We start from the raw sequence: 23,646 nt of genomic DNA, 5'->3' as shown, positions 1-23,646 counted from the left end.
GGTAGTGAAGGATGGGGCAGCGCTTCAAGCAGTTTCAGGCGGCATTCCAGGAGGATGCCTGCCTCGAAACCATCATGCGGGCGCAGCGGGGCGGCACGACGCTGGCCTGCTCGGCCTGCGGCAAGACCTCGGCCTTCGCGCCGCGGGTGAAGTTGCGCGCCTATGCCTGCCCGCATTGCAATTTCCTGGTCTCGCCCTGCCAGGGCACGCCGCTGGAGAGCCGGCGCATCTCGCTGCAGTTGTGGTTCTTCGCGCTCAAGGCGTTGACCGAGCAGGGCGCGCGTAGCGCGGCCACGACGCTGGAGCGCGATGCGGACGTCCCGGCCCAGCAGGCGCGCCGGATGATCGCCGACTTGCGGGAGGCCGCCAGCAAGGACGGCAAGCCGCCGGACTGGCTGGTGCTGGCGCAAAAGGCGGTGGCCGGCGGCGCCAGCGCCACCAATGTCGCCGCCGGCGTGCCATTCGCGGTTGCCGATGGCAGCTCGCGGCTACGGCTCGTCTCCCTGGTCGGGGGCGGTGCGCTCGTGCTGGCGATCGCTGGCGGCGTCGCTGTCGCGATGCTGAAGCCTGGCTCCACCGAAGTGACCGGCGGCTTCGAGCCGATCGAGAGCGTCGAGGCGCCAGCGCTGAAGGCGCCGACCCGGCCGTCGCTGATCCTGTCCTCGGTCGAGGGCGATCTCGAGGCGGCCAGGCAGGCGACGCAGTTCGCGCTGAACGCCGATCCCTCGCTAGCGGCGATCAAGGAGCAGGTCGCGGCGGAGATGCCGAACCAGGCGGCGATGCCGATCCCGATGATGCCGCCCTCGAACATCATCCTGGTGCCGCCGACCCTGCCGGGCAAGCCGGGCGCCCCGGCCGCGGCGCCGCGCAGCCAGCTGCCGCAGGCGCCGGTCAACTATACCGGCGACCCCAACGAGGTCCTGACCTTCGGGCCGATCAAGATCCGCCGGCATCTGGTCGAGATGATCGTCAGGGCAGGGCGCGTCGTCGGCGCCGACCCGACCCTGCTGATGGCGGTCGCCGACAAGGAATCCTCGTTCGCGACGGAGGTGAAGGCGAAGACCTCCTCGGCGACCGGGCTCTACCAGTTCATCGAGCAGACCTGGTTCGGCGTGATCTTCGAGTTCGGCCGCAAGCACGGCATGGTCGCGGAAGCGGCACTGATCACCCGCAATGGCCGGCAGTTCGTCATTGCCGACGCCAATGAGCGCCAGCGCATCCTCGACCTTCGGCGCGAACCTTATCTCTCGGCGCTGCTGGCGGGAGAGATGCTGAAGCGCGACACGCTCCGGCTGGAGAAGGCGATGGGGCGCCATCTCACCGGCGGCGAGATCTATCTGATCCATTTCCTCGGGCCAGATGCGGCGCAGACTTTCATCGAGACGATGGAGGAGTCGCCCGGCGCCAGCGCCGCGGCGCTGCTGCCGAAGCCAGCCGAGGCCAACCGGCCGATCTTCTATGCCCAGTCCGGCGGCGAGACCAAGACGCTCTCGGTCTCGGAGGTGCACAAGAAGTTCGACGAGATGATCAAGGTCAGGCTCGACCGCTACAAGGTGGTGCGCGGCGGGCCTGCCACCGCCCCGGCGCGGCAGCCGCAGAAGAAGTAGATGCGGAAGGCGAATACCGGCCAGGCCCGGCCAAAGCGATCGCGGGCAGCGAATTTGCCGCGATAGCGGCGATGGCCCATGATCGACCCATCCTAGAGGCGAGGAGACGACGATGGCGAAGAACCGGTTCGAGCAGGTCGATGAGCCGCAACCCGACGCCATCACGCTGAGCCTCGGCCAGCGCGACGGCAAGACTTTCACTCGCATCGCCTGCCCGGCGGAGCTGGCGGCTGGGCATCTGGTCAACGATTTCGTCAGCGACGAGCTCGAGCCGGTCGAGGGCTTCCGCTCGGCGGTGCGCCTGGCCAACGAGATCAAGGCGCCGATCGTCGTCGAGGATACGCAAGGGCTCTGGCAGGACGAATGGGGCGAGCTCTACCGCGAAGATTGATGGCTCGTGTCATGCCCGGGTCTGCGTTTCGCTTCGCCCGAGAATGACGCCTCCGGCAATCACTCGATCCGGAAATACTTGATGCCGACGCCGACCTTGCCGCCGGCGCGGGCGATGTCCTGATGCAGGCCGGGGAAGATGTCGCCGGCCGGGGCCGGGTTCGGGCCCGACAGCGCTGGCAGCGGCGCCTGGCTCACCAATGCGAGCACGGTCTGCGGCCGGACCGGGGCTCCCGAGGCCGCCGTCGATTCCAGCTTCAGGTTGAAGCTCGCCTTGCCGCCTTCGCGGCGGGTGTAGTTGGCGAGGTTGTAGACCAGCCCGTCATCACCGATCAGCAGGATGTCGAGGTTCTTGCCAGGGTCGCTTTCGACCGAGCCGGAGAGTGTGTCGCCGCTCTTCATGGTGAAGGCGCCGATCTGCATGACCGGGCTGCGGTCGATGCCCCGGCCGAGCTGACGCAGGAAATCCACCATCGGGCATTGCGCCGTGGTGACGGTGCGCAGGCTGATCTGCGCCTCGTAGCCCTGCGCCTTCTTGAAGGCGGCGTCGAAGCTGACGAAGGGCTCGGCCGTGCTGCCGAAGCCTTCGACCGTGGTGCGCTTGTCGGCGATCGTCGTCGGCCAGAGGAAGAAGCAGGCGCCGCCGTCGTAGTCCACGACATAGCGCGCCGTCCGTTCGGCAGAGGTGCGTGGCTCGGGCTCCGGTGCCGATGAAGCAGGCGGCGGAACGACCGGCGTCGATTTCGGGCCGGTCGTCGCGGCAGGCGTGGTCGGTGGAGGTGTCGGGACCGGGTTCAGTTCCGGTGTCGGGGGGGCAGGGGATTGCGAAGACGGAGCCGGTTGCGGCGGCGCAGCGGGAACGGAAGGTGCCGGCGATTGCAGGGTGGGCGGCTCGCTCTGGCTGGCCGGCTGCGGCGAGGGGAGCGGAGTTGCAGGCGGTGGGGTTGCGGGCGTGAGCTCAGGCACCGGACTGTTCGATCCTGCGCTCGGTGAGCCCGGCGGGCGATCATCGCTCAAGGCTGGCGGCGGGCTGTTCAGCGCCTGCTGGACCGGAGTGCTGCCGCCCAGCATCTTCCAGGCGAAGAACCCGCCCCCGGCAAGCAGCGCCAGCGCGGCGACCCCGGCGACCAGCGGCCAGGGGAAGGCGCGTCCACCGCCTCCAGCGGCGCTTGCACCGCCTTTCGCCTGCCAGGAGGCGACCTCGGCCATGTCGGCCGGGCGGTCCTTCGGATCGGGCGCGAGCATGCGCGCCAGCAGCGGGCGAATGCGCTTGTCGATCGTCGTGAGATCGGGAACGCGGCGGCGCTTCTCCAGGATCTGCATCTGCGTGCCGCCCATGTCGAGCGGGCGGCCGCCGAGCGCTTCGGCCAGCACCAGGCCGAGGCTGTAGACGTCCGACTTGCCGGTGACCTCGGCGCCGTAGAGGCCGAGCTGCTCGGGCGAGACGTAGTTGTATTTGCCGGCGAAGCCGGAGCCGATCACGGTTTTCTCTGCCAGCTTCGACTTGGCGATGCCGAAATCGATGATCTTGGCGCGCGTGACCTGGCCGCCGGGCAGGATGATATTGTCCGGCGAGACGTCGCGATGGGTGATCCCCAGCATGTGGGCGGCCTGCAGGCCGGACGCGATGCGCCGGCGCAGCAGGTCGACCTCCTCGAAGGGGAGCGGGCCCTGCTTCAAGCGGTCGGAGAGCGACTGGCCGTCGACGAACTCCATGGCGAGATAGGTCGCCTGCGTCGCCGGATCGACGGTGAAGACGTAGTAGCGGACGATCGCCTCGTTGTAGAGGTTGTGCAGCGCCGAAGCCTCGTTGCGGAACAGGGCGAGGACATTGGCGTCCTGCGCCATGTCGGAGCGCACGATCTTGATCGCCACGGCGTCGCCGGTCTGGATGGCGCGGCCCTGATAGACTTCGCCCATGCCGCCGGTGGCGATCAGGCGCTCGATCTCGTAGATGCCGTTCAGCCGCACGCCGGGCGCCAGGCCCGTGCGCGGCAGAAAGACGGTGCGGTCGGAATCGCTCATGGCGCATCGCTCCTGCGCTGGCGCATGTTCGGCACCCAGCGCGTCTTCTCGGTTCCGCCGTCGTGATGATAGCGCACCACGATCACGGTGACATTGTCGGTGGCGCCGCGCTCCAGCGTCAGCGCGAGCAGGGCATCGCAGGCGGCCTGGGCGCCAGCCGCCACAGTTGCACGCAGGATCTCCTCGTCGCGGACATGGTCGGTGAGCCCGTCCGAGCAGAGCACGAAGATGTCTCCGCCCTCGAGCTCGCCATGGTCGATATCGAGTTCGGGCCGGTCATGCACGCCGATGGCGCGGGTGATGACATGGCGCCGCGGCCAGGTCCGCGCCTCCTCGATGGTGAGCAATCCGCGCTCGATCATGTCCTGGGCTTCGGTATGGTCGCGGGTGACCTGGGTGATCTGCCCGCTGCGGACGAGATAGACCCGGCTGTCGCCACACCAGACGCAGGCGAAATGACGATCATGGGCGAGCAGCACGGCAAGCGTCGCGCCCATTGTGGCGCCGTCATGCTCGCGGATCTTGCGGCGCAGTTCCGCATTGGCCTCGACCACGCCGCGTTCGAGCCTATTGAGCAGCTCGGCAGCCGAGCCGGCGGCGTCGATGGCCGACAGGCTGGCCGCCACGGTCGCACTCGCCATGGCGCCGTTCTGATGGCCACCCATGCCGTCGGCTACGGCCCAGAGCCCGTGTTCTGGCCGGACGACCAGGTTGTCCTCGTTGTGGCTGCGCACGCGCCCGGCGTGACTGACCGCGCCCGTCTCGAAACTGGAGCCGGTGCGGTGCTCGTTCATGCCGTCGATCCTGCGCCGAGGAAAGCGTCGAAGCGGCCGGTCAGGAGACCGGTGAAGAGATAGGGGCTGGGCAGGCCATGTCCGACCAGAGCGAGCGGCTCGAAGTCGTCGCCGCCGATGGTCCAGAGATAGCTGGCATGGGCATAGGCACGGGTGTGGTCCTCGACGCGCAGCGCCGAGAGCCTGGACGGGAAGGTCGCGGAATCGAGCGCGCTGACGATGGTTCCGTCGGACAGGCGCACCATGTCGGCGGGCGGGGCCGCCTTGAGATCGTCATTGGGCAAAGCGAGCCCGCCCAGCGCATGCGCGACGGCCTCGTAACTCGCCTCTGGCTCGAGGGCGCGCAGCAGGAAATCCTCGGCCTGGGCGAACCAGGCATCCTGCGGGTCGAGCTCGGGCGGCGGGATCGCGGCGCCGGGGCCGGCGAGGGCGAAGACCGTCAGCGGGAAATAGCGGCCGATGCCGTCGACCGACGGCATGAAGGCGCCGGCGACCGTGGTGCCGCAGAAGGCGCTGCCGAACCAGAAGCGCCAGATCGGCGCGTTGAGGAAGGCATCCTGCCAGCTGCCGCCGAGCTCGACCCGGCTGGCGGTGAGCCCGCCCTGGAGCCAGCGCTCATAGGCCGAGAGGAAGGCCGTCGGCGCGTTCAGCGCGATGAAATCCCGCTTGCCCGGAAGCTTCCCGAACAACCCGCACGCCATCTCAAATCCCCGCCGGACAACGGATTTCGCGCAGCGCCGGCAGCACCAGCGGGTTCTTCAGCGAGCCGACGCCGAACTGGTAGCCGATCTGACGGCCGCCGGCCGCGAGCGTGAAGACGACATTGTCGCCCTGGCGCAGCACCGAGCCGGCATCGAGCAGGCGGAAGAACGACCAGACGCCGGTGCGGTCGAACATCTTCGCCTCGGTCGGCGCCGCCGGCGTCGGGCTGTTGGAGAAGAAGCCGCCGCCGAAGATGCCGCCGGCGTTGTTGTTGGCCGCGCCGCCGCCGATCGTCAGCGTGATCGAGGTCTTGGCGAGGCCGCCGCCCGGCCACATCACCGGCGTCGGCGTGTTGACGCCCTGCTGGCTCGCGACAGTGAAGCCGTTGATCTCGAGCTTGGCGCCTGAGGCGTCGGAGGAGAGGGTGGTCGGCACCACCACCATCTGGAAGTTCGGCAGGTTACCGCCGGTCGGGAAGAAGGCCTCGCGGATGTCGTTGGCGCGCTGGAACTCGCGCAAGGTCGTCGGCGAGAGGGCGCGGGCGACGCGGCTGTCCTGGCGCCAGCTCCAGTTCTGGCCGGACTTGTCGATATAGGGGTCGAGCCGCTCCTTCATGAACTTGTCCATCGCACCGGTGCCCGGCGCGAAGAGCTGGGCGAAGTCGGCAAGGCCGATCTCGCTGGTGCTGCCCTTGGCGAAGGGATAGCGATTGGCCAGCAGGCTGGAACACCGGCCGGTGACCTCGCTGGCCAGCGCCTGGCGCAGCAGCGAGACGGTCGCGCCGGTGGCGTCGCCCTCGAAATCGTTCACTGCGGCGACGATCATCGCGTCGAACGGCGCGGGATAGCGCGAGGAGTTGCCGCGCAGCGAGGCGATCAGCGGCACCAGCGCCGCATTGGCGGCGGCAGCCTGTGCCGGCGTGGTCGCGGCCATTGCGAGGTTCTGGTTGATCTCGGCGAAGATCTGCAGCGCCTGGTCGACCGGCCGCTTGCCGCCATCGCCCTCGACCAGAACGTGGAAGGCCTTGAACTGCGCCTCGATATTGGCGCCGAGCGCCTCGCCGCCACCACCGCCGGCAATGACGCGATCGACGCCGGGGGCGCTGAGCGGCAGGCTGGTGCCGAGGCGGCTGAGCGAATAATTGGCGCGCTCTTCAAGCGTCTTGGCGGCCTTGTCGGCGACTTGCCCTGCCATCTTCTCGGCGGCTTGCTGAGCCGAGGCCCGCTTCGCCGCTCGCTCTTTCGTCAACTGCGTCTCGTCGCGGATCGATTCGAGCAACTGCTTGAACGGCGAGGTCGGCGCGGAGATGGCCGAGAGCGCGATGTATTTCGGCTTGTCGGCATTGAGCGGCCGCAGCTTCAGGCGACGCAGCGCCTTCTGCCAGGAGGCGGTGAAGTCGCGCGAATACAGCTTGAGCAGGTCCTGGAACAGGCTGGCATATTGCGAGGTGATCGCGGCCTGGTCGGCATTGTCGCCGAGCACCCAGCGTTCCTTCTCGATGCGCTCGCCGATATCGCCGAGACGGTCGACGAAGGCGCCCTGGAAGCCGTCATAGGTGTAGAAATACGGCACCCGGATCGAGTCGAGGTCCTCGCCGGCAACGCCCTCGAAGACCAGGCGCGCATCCGAGCCGCCACGGATCGCCGCGACCCAGTCGCGAGCAGCGTTGCGCCCCTGCGTGCGCAGGAGTTCATAGGCACGCTCGGCGATGCTGAGCCGGCGCAAGGTGCGCTGGCTGCTCTCGATCAGCGGCTGGTTGAGCTTGACCACCGGCTCGCCGCCGTCGTCGAGGTCGAGCAGGGCGACGAGATGCTCTTCCAGCGCCTCGCGGCCCTTGGCATTGGCAGCGCCGGGGAAGAGGTTCTCGGCCCAGTCCTGCCGCATCCAGGCGAGGACGAGGTCGCGGTCGAGCGGCGCACGGCCGCCGACCATCAGGTAGACCTTGAGCGCCTCGTAGATGAAGCCGGGATTGTTGACGTTGGCCTCGAGCTGCTCCTCGAGCCGGAAGATGATGCGCGAGCGCAGCAGCCGCTCCAGCGCCTGATGGTAGCTCTCCTGCGCAGCCGATTGCAGGCGCTCGCGCTGGCTCAGGCCGAAGGTGGCGGCGACCGGCGTCGGCTCGTCCTTGTCGGCATAGCCGGCCGGCATGTGGCGCAGCTTGTGCAGCAACGGCAGGATGCGGCTGAAATTGCGGTCGGAGAGGGTTGTCTCCTGCAGCACCGGGGCGGCACTGGAGCGATAATCGGCGAGGCCGTAATTGGTCTGGTTGATCAGGTCGCTGTTGCGGGCATAGCTCGTCCACCACATGCCGCCGAGCGCCAGCGAGACCAGCGCGATCGCGCTGAAGCCGGCGATGCGCAGCAGGGTGGAACGGCGCGCGGCGCGCAAATCGGTCGAGACCCACCCGGATTCGCCGATGATCACCTTCTGGATCAGGTCGGTCAGGAAGAAGCTCTTGCCACGGCCGGAATAGGAGCCGGAATCGGCATGGTCGCTGCCGAAATTGCGCGAGAGCGCGCCGATCAGCTGGTCGATCGGCGTGCCTTCCTGGGTGCCGGAGGTGAAATAGAAGCCGCGCAAGGTGGCGCTCGACTGGTAGCGCGTCGGCTCGAAGACGCGGCCGAGGAAGTCGATGATGAGAGGCTTCAGCGTCGCCATCTGGCTCGGCAGGCCGAAGAGCTTGGCGCGCGAAGTCGGGTTGTGCTCGTCCTGCAGACGGTCGGAGAGGCGCTCGTTCAGGCGTTCGATCAGCGCGTCGAACTCGGGCGGCACGTCGCCGATCATATTGCGGGTCTTGTCGACGGTCTGGAAGGTATGGCCCCAGACCATGCGCCGCTGCGGTTCGGATAGCGCGGCGAAGAACTCGTTGAAGCCGGCGATCAGATCGGCCTTGGTGAAGACCGCATAGACCGGGAAATCGACCTTGAGCCGCTCGTTGAGCTCGAGCAGGCGGGCGCGGATCGCATCGCCATGGGCGACGATCTCCTCCTGCGAGGAGGTCAGGAGGTCCTCGACGCTGATCGCGACGATGACGCCGTTGATCGGCTGGCGCGGGCGGTTGGTCTTGAGCAGGTCGAGGAAGGCGAGCCAGCTCGTGCGCTCGGCCCGCGTATCGGTGTCCTGCGTGGTGTAGCGCCCGGCGGTGTCGATCAGCACCGCGTCCTCGGCGAACCACCAGTCGCAATAGCGGGTGCCACCGGTGCCGGCCACGGCCGCCGGCGTCTGGCCGCCGCGGGCGAGCGGGAATTTCAGCCCGGAATTGACCAACGCGGTGGTCTTGCCGGCGCCCGGCGGGCCGATGATGACGTACCAGGGCAGGTCGTAGAGATAGTCGCCGCCATCCTTGCCGCGGGTGCGCCGGAGCGTCGCCAGCGCATCGCGCATGGCAGCAGAGAGCGCCGCGCCGTCACCGGTCTGGGCCTCCTCCTTCGCCATCGCCTCGGAGAGCGCGGCGACGGCCCGGCGGCGCTTGATCACGATCCAGGTGATCCAGCCGAGCGCGCCGAGCATCAGGACCAGAGCAATCGGCAGCCTGACCCAGAACGACTCGAACGGGCGCACCTCGCCGAAGGCGACGAAGGGGCCGCCGAACCAGATCAGCAGCGTCAGCGCCAGCGCGCCGACGAAGATGGCTGCGATCCTGAGCCACGTCGCGAGATTCATCGTCTATCCGTCTCCTGCATCGTCACCTGGTCCTAGCCGTTGCGCTGGATCAGGATCTCGACGCGTCGGTTCTTCGCCTTGCCGGCCGCGGTCGCGTTGGTGTCGATCGGCACGTCGGCCCCCTTGCCGTCGGTGCTGATGCGGTCCGGCTGCTTCAACTTGCTCTTCAGGAGGCTGCCGACCGCGACGGCGCGCGCCTTCGACAATTCGAGGTTGTTGGGGAAGCGTGCGGACCGGATCGGATCGGAATCCGAATGGCCGACGACCTTGATCAAACCGCCTTCCTCGTTGAGCACTGCCGAGATGCGCTCGATCAGCGGGCGGAACTCGTCGCGCACCACGGCCTGGCCTGGGTCGAACAAAGTGATGCCCATCAGGCGCACGATGATCAGGTTCGGCGTCACCTGGCAGGTGATCGGCGGCTGCACGGTCGCGCAGACCTTGGGCTGCTGCGCCGGCGGCGGTTGCGGCAGCGGCGGTGGCGGCCGGGCGGCGACCCTGCGGAGGATCTCGATGTCGCCCTTGGGATGCACGGTGAGCAGTGCGCTGGCCGAAGCCTCGGCATTGCCGCCGAGCAAGGCGCGGAAGATGAAATAGAGGCCGAGCACGGCGACAGCTGCGACGGCTGCGACCGACCAGACCGGGATCTTGAAACCGGCGAGCCGAGCGGTCAGGGCCTGGCCCTGCCAGCGTGGCGACAATTCCGGATCGGGCTGCTTCACCCGCCGCAGCGTCTCGAACAGGTTGCGCTGGATCATCTGCAGGTTGGCGGCGCCGCCGGCCGAGGTGCGGTGCACGCCCTCGAAGCCGAGCGCCAGGCAGACATGCATCAGTTCGAGCAGGTCGTAGTTGACCGATGGGTCCTTCCTGGCGCGCTCGAGCTCCTCGAAGAAGCGCACGCCGCCGATGCGCTCGCCGAAGAAGCGCGAGAGCATGCTGTACTGCGTCCAGACATGGCGGTCCTCGCCCGGGATGTTCTGGACGATGTCGTCGGCGAAGGCGCAGATGATGTATTTGGCGGTTCGCGTCTGCTCGGCGGTGAAGCCGGCCGCCCGGACCTCATGGTCGAAGGCCTCGATCGTCTCGCCGACCTGACCGATCATCTGCGTCGCCGGCGCCCTGGAAAGGTTGGCGCGCAGGCGCCCGAGCAGGAGCAGGAGCGGGCCGGCGGCCTTCAGCAGCGGATTGGTGTTCGGCGTGAGCATCTGCTCGCGCTTGGGCAGGGCCTGCGGCACATAGCCCTGCGGCGGAGGCGGCGGCGCGCTTGGTCGCGGCTGCGGCTGCGACATCCACTCCTCGCCGCCCGGCACGCCCGGCGAAGGTGCCGATTGCGGATATTGCGGTGCGCCGGAGGGCGCATAGGGCGAGGGCTGCGGCGGATAGCCGGCGGGCGGAGGTGAATAGGGTGCGTTCGGGGGCGGGTAGGGCTGCCCCTGGGGCGGATAAGGCTGCCCTTGCGGTGGGTAGCCCGGGGTTGCTTCCGCCGGGCGCGAGGGCGGCGGCACGCGCCGACCGGCCGGGTTCGGCCGGATGAAGGTCCGGTCCGAACGGCCGAACGGATCGGAGCCGTCGTTGCTCATCGCCTACCCTCGAGCACGGCCCAGAGCTCCATTTCGAGATCGGGCCAGTCACCGGAGAAATGCATGCCGATCGAACTCGCCGTGCTGAACTCCGGCCAGAGCGGCGAGGTGCGGTCGAGATAGAAATAGACGTGGTCGGTCAGTGCGCGGATCTGGGGCGGCGGTGTCGGCAGGTGGACGAGATTGATGCCCGGCAGATGGGCGTGGACGATCTCGTTCATCTTGGTGTTGGGGCCGATCTTGAACAGATGCGGGAACTGCGACTGGATCTCGGTGAGGGGCCGGCGTGCGGCCACTTCCAGGATCAGCGTCGCATTGCGCATCAGCGCGCGGTCGCGGATCGTCGACATGAAGGCGTTCTGCGCCCGCTCGACGATTTCCAGGCGGATTGCGCGGCGGCCGAGCTGGGCCGAGAGGAAGTCCTGGATGTCGCGCACCACCGGAGTGAAGCAACCCTCCAGGTCGTCATGGTCATAGGCCGGATACTCGCGGGCGCGGCGCTCGGCGGTGGTGAAGGTAGCGAGCTCTCCGGCGATGGCGAGCAGCGTGATGAACAGGCGCTCGGGGTGGACGAAGCGCGAGCCGCGCATGTGCTTCAGCACCGGGATGTGCCGGTTGAGTAATTGCAGGATGAAATAGTCGGCGCTTTGCAGGCCGCCGCCGGCGGTCGGGTCGGCGGCGTAGCGGGCGAGCTCTTCCAGCTTGTTGTCAATCCAGCCGATGACGCGGTCCATCCAGCCGTCGACCACCGGATGGGCCGAGCACAACAGCACCGGCGGGGCGAATTTCTCGTCGAACAGGATGGCGCGGTCGCGCACTTCGAGGACGCGTCCGAGCGCCAGGCCGACATAGCCGGGCTTGCCGGTCTTGCGCAGCTCCAGGCCGAAGCGCGGATGGGCGATGTCGATCTCCTCGTCGACGCGCAGCGAGGCGGTCGAATCGATCAGCATCTCGGTCGCCGGGTAGAAGCGGCTGGCCGAGCCGTTGAGGCTGTCCTCGACCTCGCGGGTGTTGGAGGCGGCGAGCGGCAGAGACAGCCAGGCGATCTGGCCGGCGGCGTTCTCCGGCACCTCGATGGCAGGCGGCAAAGGCGAGTTGTCCGGCATGGCGAAGGGCGTGCCGTCCGGCATCACGCCGACGGCGCGCCGGAGGCCGATGCGGCTCTGCTGCGCCAGGTCGCGGTCGATCTCGAGCACCGAGAACCCCCACGGATAAGGCGTGACGTGCCGGACGCGATTCTCCAGCAGATTCTCGAGATAGCGATCGTTCTGCTGCAGATGATGCGGCCGCAGGAACAAGCCTTCGGACCAGACGACCTTACTATACCACGACATCCAGTTCTCGCTATCTCAAGGCCTATCCAGGACACTATACGGCTCGTTCCCGAGCGTCACCATTGCAATGTCATCGATGCCTCGACCATTGCCGGATTCAGGGCGCATTTCGCCGGGGCGCTGCGAAATGATCGCAAGTGCGCGCAGATGGATGTAGCGTGAGGCGCAGCCGACCGGCCGTCGCCTATTGGGGCAGCAGGATGAACCAGAACCAGGCGCCAGACTACGATCGTAGCGGTCGGTTCCCGATCGACGAGGATGGCTGGCAGATCGTCGATCTCAACCGGATGCTCTATCCGGGCGGCCCGCATGCCCTGCGGGTTCATGCGCCGGGGCTTCCGGCCTTCCATTTCGGCTGGCGGTTCTCGACGAGCAGGCCGGCTCCGAACGACAACCGCATCGTCGCTTCGCATATCGGCGCCAAGCTCGGCGGATCGCCATTGCCACCGGTGAATTTCACCCCGACCATGCTTGCGCGGATCCAGGAACGCTTGCGCATCTACGCCATGCTCCATCCGCTGCCGCTGTTCGGAGAGAGGATCAGCGGCGTCGATTTCGTCGCCGAGGATCCGATGGTCGAGATCTTCTGACATGGCCAAGCTCAGCCCCGCGGATGCGATTGCGCAGATCAAGCCGGGAGCGACCCTGGACGAGCTGCGCGCCTTGGCGCGTCAGGTCTCGGCCGCGCCTGCAGGCCCCGATGTCATTCTCTATTCCGCCGTCTCGGATGCGGCGAAGCGGGCCTGCCAGGCTGGCACAGGCTACGCGCTGATCGACGATACCGAGCGCGCCACCTTCCTGTCGGATGGCGATTTCCTGCTGGCGGTCGCGCGCGCTGCTGGAATCACCGAGCCCAATCCGAAGCGCGCGGTCGAGAATCTGATGCAGGGTGGTCGTCTGCCGGACGGGCATCCGGACAAGGCGGCGGCGATCATCGGCAACGCGGCCATGTTCGGTGTCGAGAGCGATGCGGCGGCGCTGCAGAGTTCGTTCTGGGGTGAAGCTTCGCGCGAATTCGCCGAAGGCGCGTCCGGGCACGTTGTCCTGCTGCTGGGTCGGCCTGTCCAGAAGGTGTTCTGGGCGGTCGAGCTCCCGGCGCTTCAGGCTGCCTGTGCGGCCGGCAAGTTGCCCGGTTCGACGATCAACGGGATCCAGATCGCGTCGCTGCCGCCCAATCCGAACGTGGCCCTCAGCACGCTCTGGCCCTCGGCCGAGGCGCGCGCAAAAGTCTTCACGCCGCCGGCGCCACCCTCCGCATCCGCGCCGGGCGGAGGTGGAGGCGGCGGCGGAGGAGGTGGGGGAGGCGGAGCCGGCCGCCCTGCAGCCCGCGTCCTCGACCCCGTCATCCACCCGCTGCCCGGCATGCTGAGCATCGGTCCCGGAAGCCTCAACGTGATCATCGGCAGCAAGCCCGCCTGGCGCGGCGTGCCGGCCGGCGCCGCGGCGGCGATCCAGTCGGCAAAGGCCACGTCCGATGCGGCGATCCAGGTGGCCGAAGCGGCGACGCTGGCCGCCGCAGGCACACCCGGTGCGCCGGCGGCGAAGGTGGCCGAGGAGACTGCGAAGGCGACAGCCGCAACCAGCATGGGCTCGATGATCTCCGGCGCTGCCGGTGGGGCCGACATCCATACCTGCGCGACGCCGCTGCCGATCCCGCCGCACGGGCCGGGCGTGGTGATCGACGGCTCGCAGACTGTACTGGTGAACGGCTTGCCGCTTTGCCGCATGGGCGACACGATCATCGAAGCGGTCGGCCCGCCGAACAAGATCGCCATGGGCGAGCCGACCGTGCTGATCGGCGGCTGAGATGGGGCGTCGCCGTTCACCCGACCGCGCCGTGGCAGCCGAGGAGCGTTTCCGCCTGCTGCGGGTCCAGCGCTTCTCGTCCGACACCGAGAAGGCACTCTGGCACGGGCGCTCGCGCAACACCCGCGTCGCCAAGGTGCTCGTCTACATGGCGGCGATCCGGATGCCGGATCGGCCGGGATTGCCGCTGACGGCCAATCCGAACGTGACCTGCAAGGGCGCCGAGCAGCAGTTCTTCAGCGCGTCCGGCGAGAACCAGGCGGCGCATCTGCTGCCGGGGCAGATCCTGATCGACAACACCTATCCCTGGCTCTTCCTGCAGGGCGAGCCGGCACGGCTGCTGCAGAACGAGTTCGCCTATGTCGATCCGATCCACGCCAACTACAACGCGGCCGACCGGCTGGCCGAGCGCAACGGCATGGTCGAGGCCTTCGCCTCCGCCTGCCGCGCCGTACTGACCGGCACGGGCGAGCCTGAGCGCGATGTCTCCAACGCCTATCATCGCGCCTGGGTGCCGGGCGCGCTCGCGGCGATCGCTGCCGCCGAGAACGAGTTGCGTACCGAGTCGCTGCCGCCGCCGCTGACCTACGGCACCGGCCCCGACGACTACGGCATGATCCTCAATCTCGAGGAGCGCGGCCAGGCGATGAATGACGAGGACACCTGGAACAATTTCGAGCAGCTCAGCATGCTCGACTATTATCGCGTCGCCTTCGACGAGATGCCGCGCGAGATCGAGCCGCGGGCCGTCGTCGCGGCGTTGAATGCGCTGGTGAACTGACGGCGCTGCGGGTCAGGACGGAGTTCGCCGTGCGGCCGACGGCGCCGTCGCGACGATCAGCCCGGCTGCGACGATCACTGCGATCCCGGCCCAGGTCATCGGCGAGGGCAGGTCGCCGAACAGGGTAAAGCCGAGGGCCGTGGCGCCGATCAGCTCGAGATAGACCAGGGGCGAGAGCGTCGCGACGGGCGCCAGGCGGAAGGCGCTGATCGTCATCAGATTGCTGAGCGTCGAGACGAGGCCCATCAGCAGAATGAGCAGCAGGCCCTCGCGCGTCGGCATGGTCCATTGCAGCACCGCGAAAGGCATCAGCATCAGGATGCCGAGCACGAGCTGGGTCGTCAGCGTTGAAACCGGCGATCTGCCCTGCGCCGTCGCCCGTGTCAGCACGAGATAGCAGGCCATGCAGGCGCCGGAAGCGAGCGCGATCAGCGTGTCCGTGCTGGTCTCGGCTCCCGGGCGCACGACGAGGATGGCGCCGACGAAGCCCAGCACCACCGCCGACAGCTTCCGGCGATCGAGCCGCTCGCGCAGCGCGATCGCGGCGAGCAAGGTCGCCACGATCGGGGCGATGAAATAGGCGCCCAGCGCATCGGCCAGCGGAATGCGCGCGATCGCCACGAAATAGAGCGTCATCGCCGCGACCAGGAAGGCGGTGCGCGCGATCTGGGCGAGCCAGTATCGGCCGTGTGATGAAGGAGCGGGCGCCGGCTCTGTCGTGCGCCCGCGCTGGAGCAAGGCAACCGGCAGGATGAAGCCGAGCGCCGCGACATAGCGCACCCAGCTGAGAAAGGCCGGGGAGTGGGTGCCGCTGAGATATTTGGCGATGGCGTCGGAGCTCGGGATGATCAGCATTGCCGTCGCCATGAGCAGCAGGCCGATTGCTTCGTCGCGCCGTTTGGAATGCGCCTGATCGGGAAAACGAGACATATCGCGACCGTATCCGATTCCGCGGCGCTGGCGGTGCTCCCGTTAACGCTTCTGCAGCGTCGGTAAATCCGCGTTAACCGCGCCCTGCGTCTTCCGATCCGCCCTGACCTTGCGATATTGACGCGAACAAAGAGGGAATTAAATTGAACATATAGAGAACACAGGAGATCGGACATGGTGATTGCCCGCAAGCTGATGGCTGGAGCCGTGGAGTTCCTGGCGCTCGCTCTCTTCGTCGGAATGATCTGGGTCTGGGCTGCGCTCGCCTCGGGACCGCATGTCTGAGCGGCCCCCGGAGGCCGAACCGAATGCCATGTGCGGACGTGTCCACAGTCTCGCAAACGGATCGGCTCGACCGCGGAGGGGTGGCGCGCAATAACCGGTTCTGAGCATGCTCTTGGGATCAAGAATCGGCGCAGTTCCTCTCACTCGGCCCATCGGCTGAGCGGGTGGCGCGCCGGAGGGCGCGATGACCGACCGCAAAGACGATACACAGGTTCAGGGCGAGGTCGGCTTCGTCCACCTCCATGTCCATTCGAGCTATTCGCTGCTCGAAGGCGCGATCCAGGTCGGCGCGCTTGCCAAGCTCGCTGCCGGCGACGGCCAGCCCGCCATGGCGCTGACCGATACCAACAACTTGTTCGGCGCGCTCGAATTCTCGGAGAAGCTGGCGAGCTCCGGCATCCAGCCGATCGCAGGCGTGCAGCTCTCGGTCGATTTCGCCGACGAGGACGCCGGCGGGCGCAAGCCGGTGCAGAGCGTGACGCCGCATGTCGTCCTGCTCGCGACCAGCGAATCTGGCTACGGCAACCTGATGAAGCTGGTGACGGAAGCCTGCCTCGCCGCTGCCGGCGGCAGCCCGGTCGCGAGCATCGACCATCTTTCCGCCTACCACAGTGACGTCATCGCTCTGACCGGCGGCGCCGGCGGTCCGCTTGATCTCGCCTTGCGTGCCGGCCAGCCGGCGCAAGCGCAAGCGCAAGCACGGCTGCGGCGCCTCATGGCGATCTTCGGCGACCGGCTCTATGTCGAGATCCAGCGCCATGAGCGCGAGGACGGGTCGGCGGTTGAGGCCGGTTTGCTCCGGCTCGCCTATGACAACGACCTGCCGATCGTCGCGACCAATGAGCCCTTCTTCGGCAAGCCGGCCGATTTCGAGGCGCATGACGCGCTGCTCGCGGTGGCGGCGGGCCGGCTGCTCTCCGATGGTGAGCGCCGGCGTGTGTCGCCGGCGCACTTCTTCGCCAGCCGTGACGAGATGAAGCGGCGCTTCGCCGATTTGCCGGAGGCGCTGGCCTCGACCGTCGAGATCGCCCGGCGCTGCGCCTGGCGCGTCGGCACGCGCAAGCCGATCCTGCCGCGCTTCGGCGAGGAGGGGCGCGACGAAGCCGACGAGCTGGAGAGCCAGGCGAAGGCGGGGCTCGAGGCACGGCTGGCCAAGCATGGACCGGCCGCAGGCTTCACCGTCGAGGACTACGGCAAACGGCTCGCCTTCGAGCTCTCGATCATCACCCGGATGAAATTCCCGGGCTACTTTCTCATCGTTGCCGACTTCATCAAATGGGCCAAGGATCACGACATCCCGGTCGGTCCGGGTCGCGGCTCGGGCGCAGGCTCGCTCGTCGCCTATGCGCTGACGATCACTGACGTCGATCCGCTGCGCTTCGGCCTGCTGTTCGAGCGCTTCCTCAATCCGGATCGCGTCTCGATGCCGGACTTCGACATCGACTTCTGCCAGTACCGGCGTGAAGAGGTGATCGAGTACGTCAAGCACCGCTATGGCGAGGAGCGCGTCGCCCAGATCATCACCTTCGGTACCTTGCAGGCGCGCGGCGTGCTGCGCGACGTCGGCCGCGTGCTGGAGATGCCCTACGGCCAGGTCGACAAGTTGACCAAGCTGGTGCCGCAGAACCCGGCCAAGCCGATCACGCTGCCGGAAGCGATCGCCGGCGAGCCCAAGCTGCAGGAGGCCGCGGCCGAGGAGCCTGTCGTCGGGCGCCTGCTCGAAATCGCCCAGAAGCTCGAAGGCCTGCACCGCCACGCCTCGACCCACGCCGCCGGCGTCGTCATCGGCGACCGGCCGCTGGAGCAGCTCGTCGCACTCTCGGTCGACCCGCGCACCGGCATGCGCGTCACCCAGTTCAACATGAAATGGGTCGAGCAGGCCGGGCTGGTGAAGTTCGACTTCCTCGGCCTGAAGACGCTGACGACGCTGACCATCGCGGTGCAGCTGATCGCCCAGCGCGGCATCGCGGTCGATCTGGCGCAATTGCCCTTCGACGACCCCAAGACCTACGAGATGCTGGCGCGCGGCGAGACGGTCGGCGTGTTCCAGGTGGAATCGGTCGGCATGCGCAAGGCGCTGGTCGAGATGAAGGCCGACCGGATCGAGGACCTGATCGCACTGGTGGCGCTCTACCGCCCCGGCCCGATGGACAACATCCCGACCTATTGCCGCCGCAAGCTCGGGCTGGAGGAGCCGACCTATCTCCATCCCGGCATGGAGCCGTTCCTGTCCGAGACGCATGGCATCATCGTCTACCAGGAACAGGTGATGCAGGTGGCGCAGGCGCTCTCGGGCTATTCGCTCGGCGAAGCCGACCTTCTGCGCCGCGCCATGGGCAAGAAGATCAAGGCCGAGATGGACGCCCAGCGCGACCGTTTCGTGAAGGGCGCGATCGACGCCGGCCTGAAGAAGGACCTGGCCTCAGAGATCTTCGACCTGCTGGCGAAGTTCGCCGACTACGGCTTCAACAAAAGCCATGCGGCGGCCTATGCCGTCGTCGCCTTCCAGACCGCCTATCTGAAGGCGAACTTTCCGGTAGAATTCCTGGCTGCGTCGATGACGCTCGACATCGGCAACACCGACAAGCTCTCGGAATTCCGTCGCGACGCCGAACGTCTCGGCATCAAGGTCGAGCGCCCCTCGATCAACCGTTCCGGCGTTGACTTCGACGTCGCCGACGGCGCGATCCGCTATGCGCTCGGTGCGATCAAGGGCGTCGGCCGTGCCGCGGTCGAATCGATCGTTGCGGCGCGCGCCAAGGAAGGTCCGTTCCGCGACCTCGCCGATTTCGCCCGCAGGATCGATACGCGCCTGGTGAACCGGCGCACGATCGAGGCGCTGATCTCGGCCGGCACGCTCGACGAGATCGAGCCCGAGCGGGCCAAGGCGATGGTGGCGGTGGACGGCATGCTGGCGCTCTCGAACCGCACCCGCGAGGCGGCCGAAGGCGGCCAGTCCGAACTGTTCGGCGGCGGCGGGGTGGCGGAAGCCTTCCGCATCCCGCCTTTCGAGCCATGGGCCCCGGCCGAACGGCTGCAGCGCGAACATGAGGCGGTCGGCTTCTTCCTGTCAGGCCATCCGCTCGACGATTACGAGCATGTGCTGAAGCGGTTGAAGGTTCAAAGCTATGCCGACTTCGCCCGTGCGGTCAGGTCGAAGGGCACGTCGATTGCCAAGGTCGCCGCCTCTGTCATTGACAGGTCGGAGCGGCGGACCAAGTCCGGCAACAAGATGGGCATCGTCCAGCTCTCCGATCCGACCGGGCAGTTCGAGGCGATCCTGTTCTCGGAAGGGCTGCAGCGTTATCGCGACCTGCTTGAGCCGGGCGCGGCGCTAGTGGTCAGGCTTTCGGCCGTGCTTGACGGCGAGGAGGTTCGTCCGCGCATCGAGGATGTCGAGCGGCTCGACGATCTCGCCGGCCGGCAGAAGCAGGACCTCTTGATCCATCTGCGTGACGACAAGGCGCTCAACTCGATCGCCGAGCGGGTGAAGCCGCGCGACGGCGTGCGTGCTGACGGCAAGATTTCGCTGATGATGCTCCTCGACGACGGCGCTCAGCTGGTCGAGATCGAACTGCCCGGGCGTTATCCGGTGAGCCAGCAACTGGCCAACGCGTTGCGCACCGCGCCCGGGGTCATGGAGGTCGAGCTGCGCTGACCGGCCTCGCCCCTCTTCTCTGCCCCATCCTTCGAGACGCCGCTTCGCGGCTCCTCAGGATGAGGGTTGAGGGGGACAGAATTCCCCGAGCTTGCACCGCAGGGGGCCGCGGCGTCAGATGCACCGAAGCCGGCTGCGGAGATGGCTGGTGATGCCTGGGGGTGAGAATGAAGCAATACGTCGCGCGCATTCCGATGAGCCTCGCCGTGCCCGATGCGATGCATTGGGCGATCAAGGACGTGCTCGAAGGCGAATACGAATGCGGCTTCGACGGTGTCGGCCTCGACATCCTCGACATCGGCGCCAATGTCGGCTCCTTCGCGCTCTGGGCCAGCGCGCGCTGGCCGGGCAGCACTGTGACCTCCTATGAGCCGCATCCCGGCACCTACGAGCTCCTGAGGCGCAACACCGACCGGCGCCGCGACATCGTCACGGTCAATGCCGCGCTGTTCCCCGGTGGCCAGAAGACGGCGACCTTCCTGAGCCGCTTCGCCGGCGACGGTGAGTCGGGCCTCGCCTCCTATGCCGGCGACACCTTCGTCGCCGGGGCGATGGTCGAGCGCTACGAGGTCGCGGTGGTCGACCCGGCGAGCTTGCCCTCGGCCGATATCGTCAAGATCGACATCGAGGGCGGTGAGGGCGACGTGCTCGATCATCTCGATCTGTCGAAGACTTCGCTGGTGCTGCTCGAATACCAGAATCGCAAGAACCGCGTGCAATTGGAGGCGCGCCTTAAAGCGGATTTCGAGCTGATCGACACGGTCGAGCACATCTGGGATCCGCTGCTCGAACAGCGCTGCTACCGCCCGGATCTCGCCGGCGACGTCTATGGCCGCATGTTTGCCGCACGCAAGGGCATCACCCGGATGACGCGTACCGCAGCAGCGTCAGTGTGAGGGCAAGTCCGTGATCGATGCCAGGACCGCGCTGATCGTCGTCGACGTCCAGAACGATTTCTGTCCTGGCGGCAGCCTGGCGGTCGCTGGCGGCGACGAGATCGTCCCGCTCGTCAACGAGTTCGGCAAGCGCTTCGCTACGGTCGTGCTGACGCAGGACTGGCATCCGGCTGGGCATTCCTCGTTTGCATCGAGCCATCCCGGCCACCAGCCCTTCGAGACGGTTGCCATGCCCTATGGCACGCAGGTGCTCTGGCCGGATCATTGCGTGCAGGGCAGCGCGGGCGCGGCCTTCCATCCCGGCCTCGACCTCACCATGGCTCAGGCGGTGATCCGCAAGGGCTGTCGCCGCGAGGTCGACAGCTATTCCGGATTCGTCGAGGCCGACCGCACCACGCCGACGGGCCTCGGCGGTTATCTCAAGGAGCGCGGCGTCGCTCGTGTCATGGTGGTCGGCCTCGCCACCGATTTCTGCGTCAACTGGACGGCGCAGGACGCAGTCCGGCAAGGCTTCGAGGCCATCGTCATCGAAGAAGCCTGCCGCGCTATCGATCTCGACGGCTCGCTCGATCGCGCCTGGGCCGAGATGACGGCGCTCGGGGTCAGGCGGGCGCGGCTCGCCGATTTCGCCGGCTGAGCGATGTCGCGCTCGGAGCGCCTGCTCGACCTCGTCCAGGTGCTGCGCCGGCATCGCCGGCCGGTCAGCGGCCGGAAATTGGCCGAGGAGACCGGTGTCAGCATCCGCACGCTCTATCGCGACATCGCGACCTTGCAGGGGCAGGGCGCGCCGATCGAGGGCGAACCCGGGCTCGGCTATGTGCTGAAGCCCGGCTTCATGCTGCCGCCCCTGATGTTCGACGAGGACGAGATCGAGGCGTTGGTGCTCGGCTCGCGCTGGGTCGCTGGCCGGGCCGATGACAGGCTCGCCGGGGCGGCGCGCAACGCCATGGCCAAGATCGTCGCGGTGCTGCCGGCCGATCTGCGCGACAAGGCCGACGCCTCGGCGCTGCTCGTCGGTCCCGGCACCAGGATCGCTGCCACGTCCGGCGTCGATCTTGGCTTGGTCCGCAAGGCGATCCGCTCGGAACGCAAGCTGGCGCTGAGCTATCAGGACGGCAAGGCGGCGGCGTCGCAGCGCCTGATCTGGCCGTTCGCGCTCGGCTTCTTCGACCATGTCCGCGTCGTCGTCGCCTGGTGCGAATTGCGCAACGACTTCCGGCATTTCCGCGCCGACCGCATCGCGCAGGCCGAACTGGTCGACATCCGCTATCCGCGTCGCCGCCAGGCGCTCCTCAAGCAATGGCGCGAGCGTGAGGGAATTCCGTCTCCGACTTGAGATACACTGCCGGAAATTGGCAGCATCTGCAACGATCATGCGCGCATCCCCAAACCGGAGATGACCCCGATGCTCGATGCCAATTTCATCATCCTCTATGTCGATAGCCCTGCGGCCAGCGCCCGCTTCTATGCCGAGCTGATCGGCTCGGAGGCGCTTGAGGCTTCGCCGACCTTCGCCATGTTCGCGCTGCCGTCAGGGGCGAGGCTCGGCCTGTGGTCGCGCCATACCGTCGAGCCGGGTGCGCAGGCGGCCGGAGGCGGCGGCGAGATCGCCATGGTGGTCCGCAGTGGCGAAGCAGTCGATGCAACCCATGCCGACTGGCAGAGGCGCGGTCTTGTGATCCTGCAGGCACCGACAGATCTCGATTTCGGCCGCACCTTCGTCGCGGCCGATCCGGATGGTCACCGGCTGCGCGTTTTCCATCCCTTCGGGGGGTAGAGGCTTACCGCGCCAGAGCGCGCATCTGCACCTGGACCCGGTCGCGGCCGAGGCGCTTGGAGCGATAGAGCGCCTCGTCCGCCTGCTCCAGCAATGCTTCCAGTTCGTCGCTCGCCGCGTCGCCTTCGGCGACGCCGATACTGAGCGTCGGCTGGGTGGCGACACCGTCCCAGTCGGCGAGGGCCCGCCCGAACGCGCTCCGGATCCGGTTGGCGACGCGTACCGCGTCCTTGGTCGGCATATGCGGGAGGAGGGCGACGAACTCGTCGCCGCCATGGCGCGCCAGGACGTCGCTGGCGCGCAGCTCGCTTCGGGCCGCCTCGGCGAAGAGCTGCAGGATGCGGTCGCCGGCGGCATGGCCATGCGTGTCGTTCAGGCTCTTGAAGTGGTCGATATCGATCAGCAGCAGGGTCAGCCGGCCCGGACGCTTGCCCGCATCTTCCGCGATCTGGATCATGGCGCGTTCCAGGCCACTGCGGTTCAGCGCGCCGGTGAGCGGGTCGTGCTGGGCGATCGTGACCAGCCTGTTGCGGCTGCGTTCGGCGGCGAGCAGCAGGAGCGCGCTGCCGCGCAGGAGCAGGAAGGCAGTGCCGGTGGCCGTCAGCCATTGGCTGGTGTTGTCGGTCGGGAACATCTCGGTTCCGAGCTGCCCGGTGGCGGCCAGATAGCCGCGGATGGCGAACAGGACCACGGTCGGAGCGAACAAGGCTGCCAGGATTGCGCCGGAGGCCAGCCGCTCGCGCCGCCACAGGAGCAGGCCTTCCCGGACCAGCAGCAGGTCGCAAGCCATGACTAGGACGGCGACGAGGACAACGCGCTTGGCGAAGCCTTCGGGCTCATTCCACAGGAACAGCGGGATAGCGGCAGCGGCGATCGCCGCCAGGTAAAGCAGCGGCCGGGCAGGGCGTCCGGCGAAGCTCCTCACCCCGAACAGGATGAGCAGGTAGCCGATCCAGCTGACGGTGTTGGCAAGCGGGATCGAGACGATGTCCGGAATGATATCGCGTAGCCCGACGCCGATCAGTCCGAGTCCGACCAGGATGTTGCTGAGCCCCCACCAGAGCGGCCAGCGCTCGAAGCGGCCAGTTGCGTAGGCAGCAAGCTGTACGAAGCCGAGAATCACGCAGGTGAGGGCGCCCGCTAGATAAATTGTCCTCAGATCGAGCACCGCGCCACGCCATCCAGGTCGACTTCCGGGCATCTGCTAGCAGCTTGGCGTGAACGTTTTGCCAACGAGGTGCCGAGCATCCGTTCGATGCGGCGGCGCCTGCTCGATGTCGGGCCGCAACGCCCCTTCGATCTCGATAAACCAGGCCGCGCTAGCGTGTGTTCCCCGATCGCAGCGGCGGGCGGGTGGGTGGCGCTTTCGGCGAAACGGTATCAGACCTTCGCAAGGGCGGTTGGCTTTCGTCGCGCCC

The 23,646-nt window shown here is 67.6% G+C and carries 18 protein-coding genes; 10 read left to right on the top strand and 8 right to left on the bottom strand.

Going from position 1 to position 23,646, the window contains the following annotated elements; all coding sequences use genetic code 11:
* The first annotated feature begins 11 nt into the window (after nucleotides 1–11).
* Together VGV58_RS00420 and VGV58_RS00415 are read left to right on the top strand one after the other, a co-directional pair.
* A complete protein-coding gene (locus VGV58_RS00420; RefSeq protein WP_326871986.1) occupies nucleotides 12–1,607 on the top strand; it encodes a transglycosylase SLT domain-containing protein in 1,596 nt (531 codons plus the stop codon).
* A gap of 112 nt (nucleotides 1,608–1,719) precedes the next feature.
* Nucleotides 1,720–1,998, top strand: a complete 279-nt coding sequence (locus tag VGV58_RS00415) for a hypothetical protein (RefSeq protein ID WP_326871985.1) — start codon at nucleotides 1,720–1,722, stop codon at nucleotides 1,996–1,998.
* 59 nt (nucleotides 1,999–2,057) lie between these two features.
* On the opposite strand, the gene VGV58_RS00410 is transcribed toward VGV58_RS00415, so the two are convergent.
* From VGV58_RS00410 to tssK, 6 genes are read right to left on the bottom strand one after another with little or no spacing between them, the layout of a single operon-like run.
* The gene (locus tag VGV58_RS00410) at nucleotides 2,058–4,022 is read right to left on the bottom strand and encodes a serine/threonine-protein kinase (RefSeq protein ID WP_326871984.1); all 1,965 of its coding nucleotides are present in this window, start codon (nucleotides 4,020–4,022) and stop codon (nucleotides 2,058–2,060) included.
* Nucleotides 4,019–4,816, bottom strand: coding sequence for a PP2C family protein-serine/threonine phosphatase (locus VGV58_RS00405; RefSeq protein ID WP_326871983.1), 798 nt, complete (start codon nucleotides 4,814–4,816; stop codon nucleotides 4,019–4,021). The genes VGV58_RS00410 and VGV58_RS00405 overlap by 4 nt, the downstream gene beginning before the upstream one ends.
* Entirely contained in the window at nucleotides 4,813–5,505 is a 693-nt protein-coding gene (gene tagF, locus VGV58_RS00400; protein ID WP_326871982.1) for a type VI secretion system-associated protein TagF, read from the bottom strand. The genes VGV58_RS00405 and tagF overlap by 4 nt, the downstream gene beginning before the upstream one ends.
* A 13-nt stretch (nucleotides 5,506–5,518) precedes the next feature.
* Nucleotides 5,519–9,181 carry a type VI secretion system membrane subunit TssM gene (gene tssM / locus VGV58_RS00395; RefSeq protein WP_326871981.1) on the bottom strand — a complete coding sequence of 1,221 codons (3,663 nt, stop codon included), beginning with the start codon at nucleotides 9,179–9,181 and terminating at the stop codon, nucleotides 5,519–5,521.
* A 32-nt stretch (nucleotides 9,182–9,213) separates the two neighbouring features.
* A complete protein-coding gene (gene icmH / locus VGV58_RS00390; protein WP_326871980.1) occupies nucleotides 9,214–10,761 on the bottom strand; it encodes a type IVB secretion system protein IcmH/DotU in 1,548 nt (515 codons plus the stop codon).
* Nucleotides 10,758–12,095, bottom strand: a complete 1,338-nt coding sequence (gene tssK / locus VGV58_RS00385) for a type VI secretion system baseplate subunit TssK (protein WP_326871979.1) — start codon at nucleotides 12,093–12,095, stop codon at nucleotides 10,758–10,760. Before tssK ends, icmH begins: the two co-directional genes overlap by 4 nt.
* A 158-nt stretch (nucleotides 12,096–12,253) precedes the next feature.
* On the opposite strand from tssK, the gene VGV58_RS00380 reads away from it, so the two are divergent.
* Genes VGV58_RS00380 through VGV58_RS00370 form a run of 3 tightly spaced genes read left to right on the top strand, consistent with a single transcriptional unit; the run spans nucleotide 12,254 to nucleotide 14,682 of the window.
* Nucleotides 12,254–12,685 carry a hypothetical protein gene (locus VGV58_RS00380; protein WP_326871978.1) on the top strand — a complete coding sequence of 144 codons (432 nt, stop codon included), beginning with the start codon at nucleotides 12,254–12,256 and terminating at the stop codon, nucleotides 12,683–12,685.
* 1 nt (nucleotide 12,686) lies between these two features.
* Entirely contained in the window at nucleotides 12,687–13,901 is a 1,215-nt protein-coding gene (locus VGV58_RS00375; RefSeq protein WP_326871977.1) for a PAAR domain-containing protein, read from the top strand.
* A 1-nt stretch (nucleotide 13,902) separates the two neighbouring features.
* Entirely contained in the window at nucleotides 13,903–14,682 is a 780-nt protein-coding gene (locus tag VGV58_RS00370; protein WP_326871976.1) for a hypothetical protein, read from the top strand.
* 12 nt (nucleotides 14,683–14,694) lie between these two features.
* Here the strand turns inward: VGV58_RS00370 and VGV58_RS00365 are convergent, their stop codons facing one another.
* A complete protein-coding gene (locus tag VGV58_RS00365; protein WP_326871975.1) occupies nucleotides 14,695–15,612 on the bottom strand; it encodes a DMT family transporter in 918 nt (305 codons plus the stop codon).
* 469 nt (nucleotides 15,613–16,081) lie between these two features.
* Here VGV58_RS00365 and dnaE point away from each other — a divergent pair, with 469 nt between their 5' ends.
* From dnaE to VGV58_RS00340, 5 genes are all read left to right on the top strand, one after another.
* Nucleotides 16,082–19,555: a DNA polymerase III subunit alpha gene (gene dnaE / locus VGV58_RS00360; protein WP_326871974.1), complete on the top strand. Its 3,474-nt coding sequence runs from the start codon at nucleotides 16,082–16,084 to the stop codon at nucleotides 19,553–19,555.
* A gap of 167 nt (nucleotides 19,556–19,722) precedes the next feature.
* Complete coding sequence (locus VGV58_RS00355; RefSeq protein WP_326871973.1) at nucleotides 19,723–20,451, top strand: FkbM family methyltransferase; 729 nt, start codon at nucleotides 19,723–19,725, stop codon at nucleotides 20,449–20,451.
* Between the two features lie 10 nt (nucleotides 20,452–20,461).
* Nucleotides 20,462–21,088: a bifunctional nicotinamidase/pyrazinamidase gene (gene pncA / locus VGV58_RS00350; RefSeq protein ID WP_414643822.1), complete on the top strand. Its 627-nt coding sequence runs from the start codon at nucleotides 20,462–20,464 to the stop codon at nucleotides 21,086–21,088.
* A 3-nt stretch (nucleotides 21,089–21,091) separates the two neighbouring features.
* Entirely contained in the window at nucleotides 21,092–21,787 is a 696-nt protein-coding gene (locus VGV58_RS00345) for a helix-turn-helix transcriptional regulator (protein WP_326871972.1), read from the top strand.
* A 69-nt stretch (nucleotides 21,788–21,856) separates the two neighbouring features.
* Entirely contained in the window at nucleotides 21,857–22,228 is a 372-nt protein-coding gene (locus VGV58_RS00340) for a VOC family protein (RefSeq protein WP_326871971.1), read from the top strand.
* Between the two features lie 4 nt (nucleotides 22,229–22,232).
* On the opposite strand, the gene VGV58_RS00335 is transcribed toward VGV58_RS00340, so the two are convergent.
* The gene (locus VGV58_RS00335) at nucleotides 22,233–23,351 is read right to left on the bottom strand and encodes a GGDEF domain-containing protein (protein ID WP_326871970.1); all 1,119 of its coding nucleotides are present in this window, start codon (nucleotides 23,349–23,351) and stop codon (nucleotides 22,233–22,235) included.
* Between the last annotated feature and the right edge of the window lie 295 nt (nucleotides 23,352–23,646).

Origin of the sequence: Allobosea sp., assembly GCF_035944895.1 — a bacterium.
In the GTDB taxonomy this organism is placed as follows: domain Bacteria; phylum Pseudomonadota; class Alphaproteobacteria; order Rhizobiales; family Beijerinckiaceae; genus Allobosea.
The sequence above is the reverse complement of the archived record's forward strand: the minus strand, read 5'-3'. Positions and strand labels throughout refer to the sequence as shown.

Coding starts and splice junctions, on each gene's coding strand:
- VGV58_RS00420 (WP_326871986.1), top strand. CDS start 12: ATGGGGCAGCGCTTCAAGCAGTTTCAGGCGGCATTCCAGGAGGATGCC.
- tssM (WP_326871981.1), bottom strand. CDS start 9,181: ATGAATCTCGCGACGTGGCTCAGGATCGCAGCCATCTTCGTCGGCGCG.
- VGV58_RS00405 (WP_326871983.1), bottom strand. CDS start 4,816: ATGAACGAGCACCGCACCGGCTCCAGTTTCGAGACGGGCGCGGTCAGT.
- VGV58_RS00370 (WP_326871976.1), top strand. CDS start 13,903: ATGGGGCGTCGCCGTTCACCCGACCGCGCCGTGGCAGCCGAGGAGCGT.
- VGV58_RS00345 (WP_326871972.1), top strand. CDS start 21,092: ATGTCGCGCTCGGAGCGCCTGCTCGACCTCGTCCAGGTGCTGCGCCGG.
- VGV58_RS00375 (WP_326871977.1), top strand. CDS start 12,687: ATGGCCAAGCTCAGCCCCGCGGATGCGATTGCGCAGATCAAGCCGGGA.
- tssK (WP_326871979.1), bottom strand. CDS start 12,095: ATGTCGTGGTATAGTAAGGTCGTCTGGTCCGAAGGCTTGTTCCTGCGG.
- dnaE (WP_326871974.1), top strand. CDS start 16,082: ATGACCGACCGCAAAGACGATACACAGGTTCAGGGCGAGGTCGGCTTC.
- VGV58_RS00340 (WP_326871971.1), top strand. CDS start 21,857: ATGCTCGATGCCAATTTCATCATCCTCTATGTCGATAGCCCTGCGGCC.
- icmH (WP_326871980.1), bottom strand. CDS start 10,761: ATGAGCAACGACGGCTCCGATCCGTTCGGCCGTTCGGACCGGACCTTC.
- VGV58_RS00415 (WP_326871985.1), top strand. CDS start 1,720: ATGGCGAAGAACCGGTTCGAGCAGGTCGATGAGCCGCAACCCGACGCC.
- VGV58_RS00365 (WP_326871975.1), bottom strand. CDS start 15,612: ATGTCTCGTTTTCCCGATCAGGCGCATTCCAAACGGCGCGACGAAGCA.
- VGV58_RS00410 (WP_326871984.1), bottom strand. CDS start 4,022: ATGAGCGATTCCGACCGCACCGTCTTTCTGCCGCGCACGGGCCTGGCG.
- VGV58_RS00355 (WP_326871973.1), top strand. CDS start 19,723: ATGAAGCAATACGTCGCGCGCATTCCGATGAGCCTCGCCGTGCCCGAT.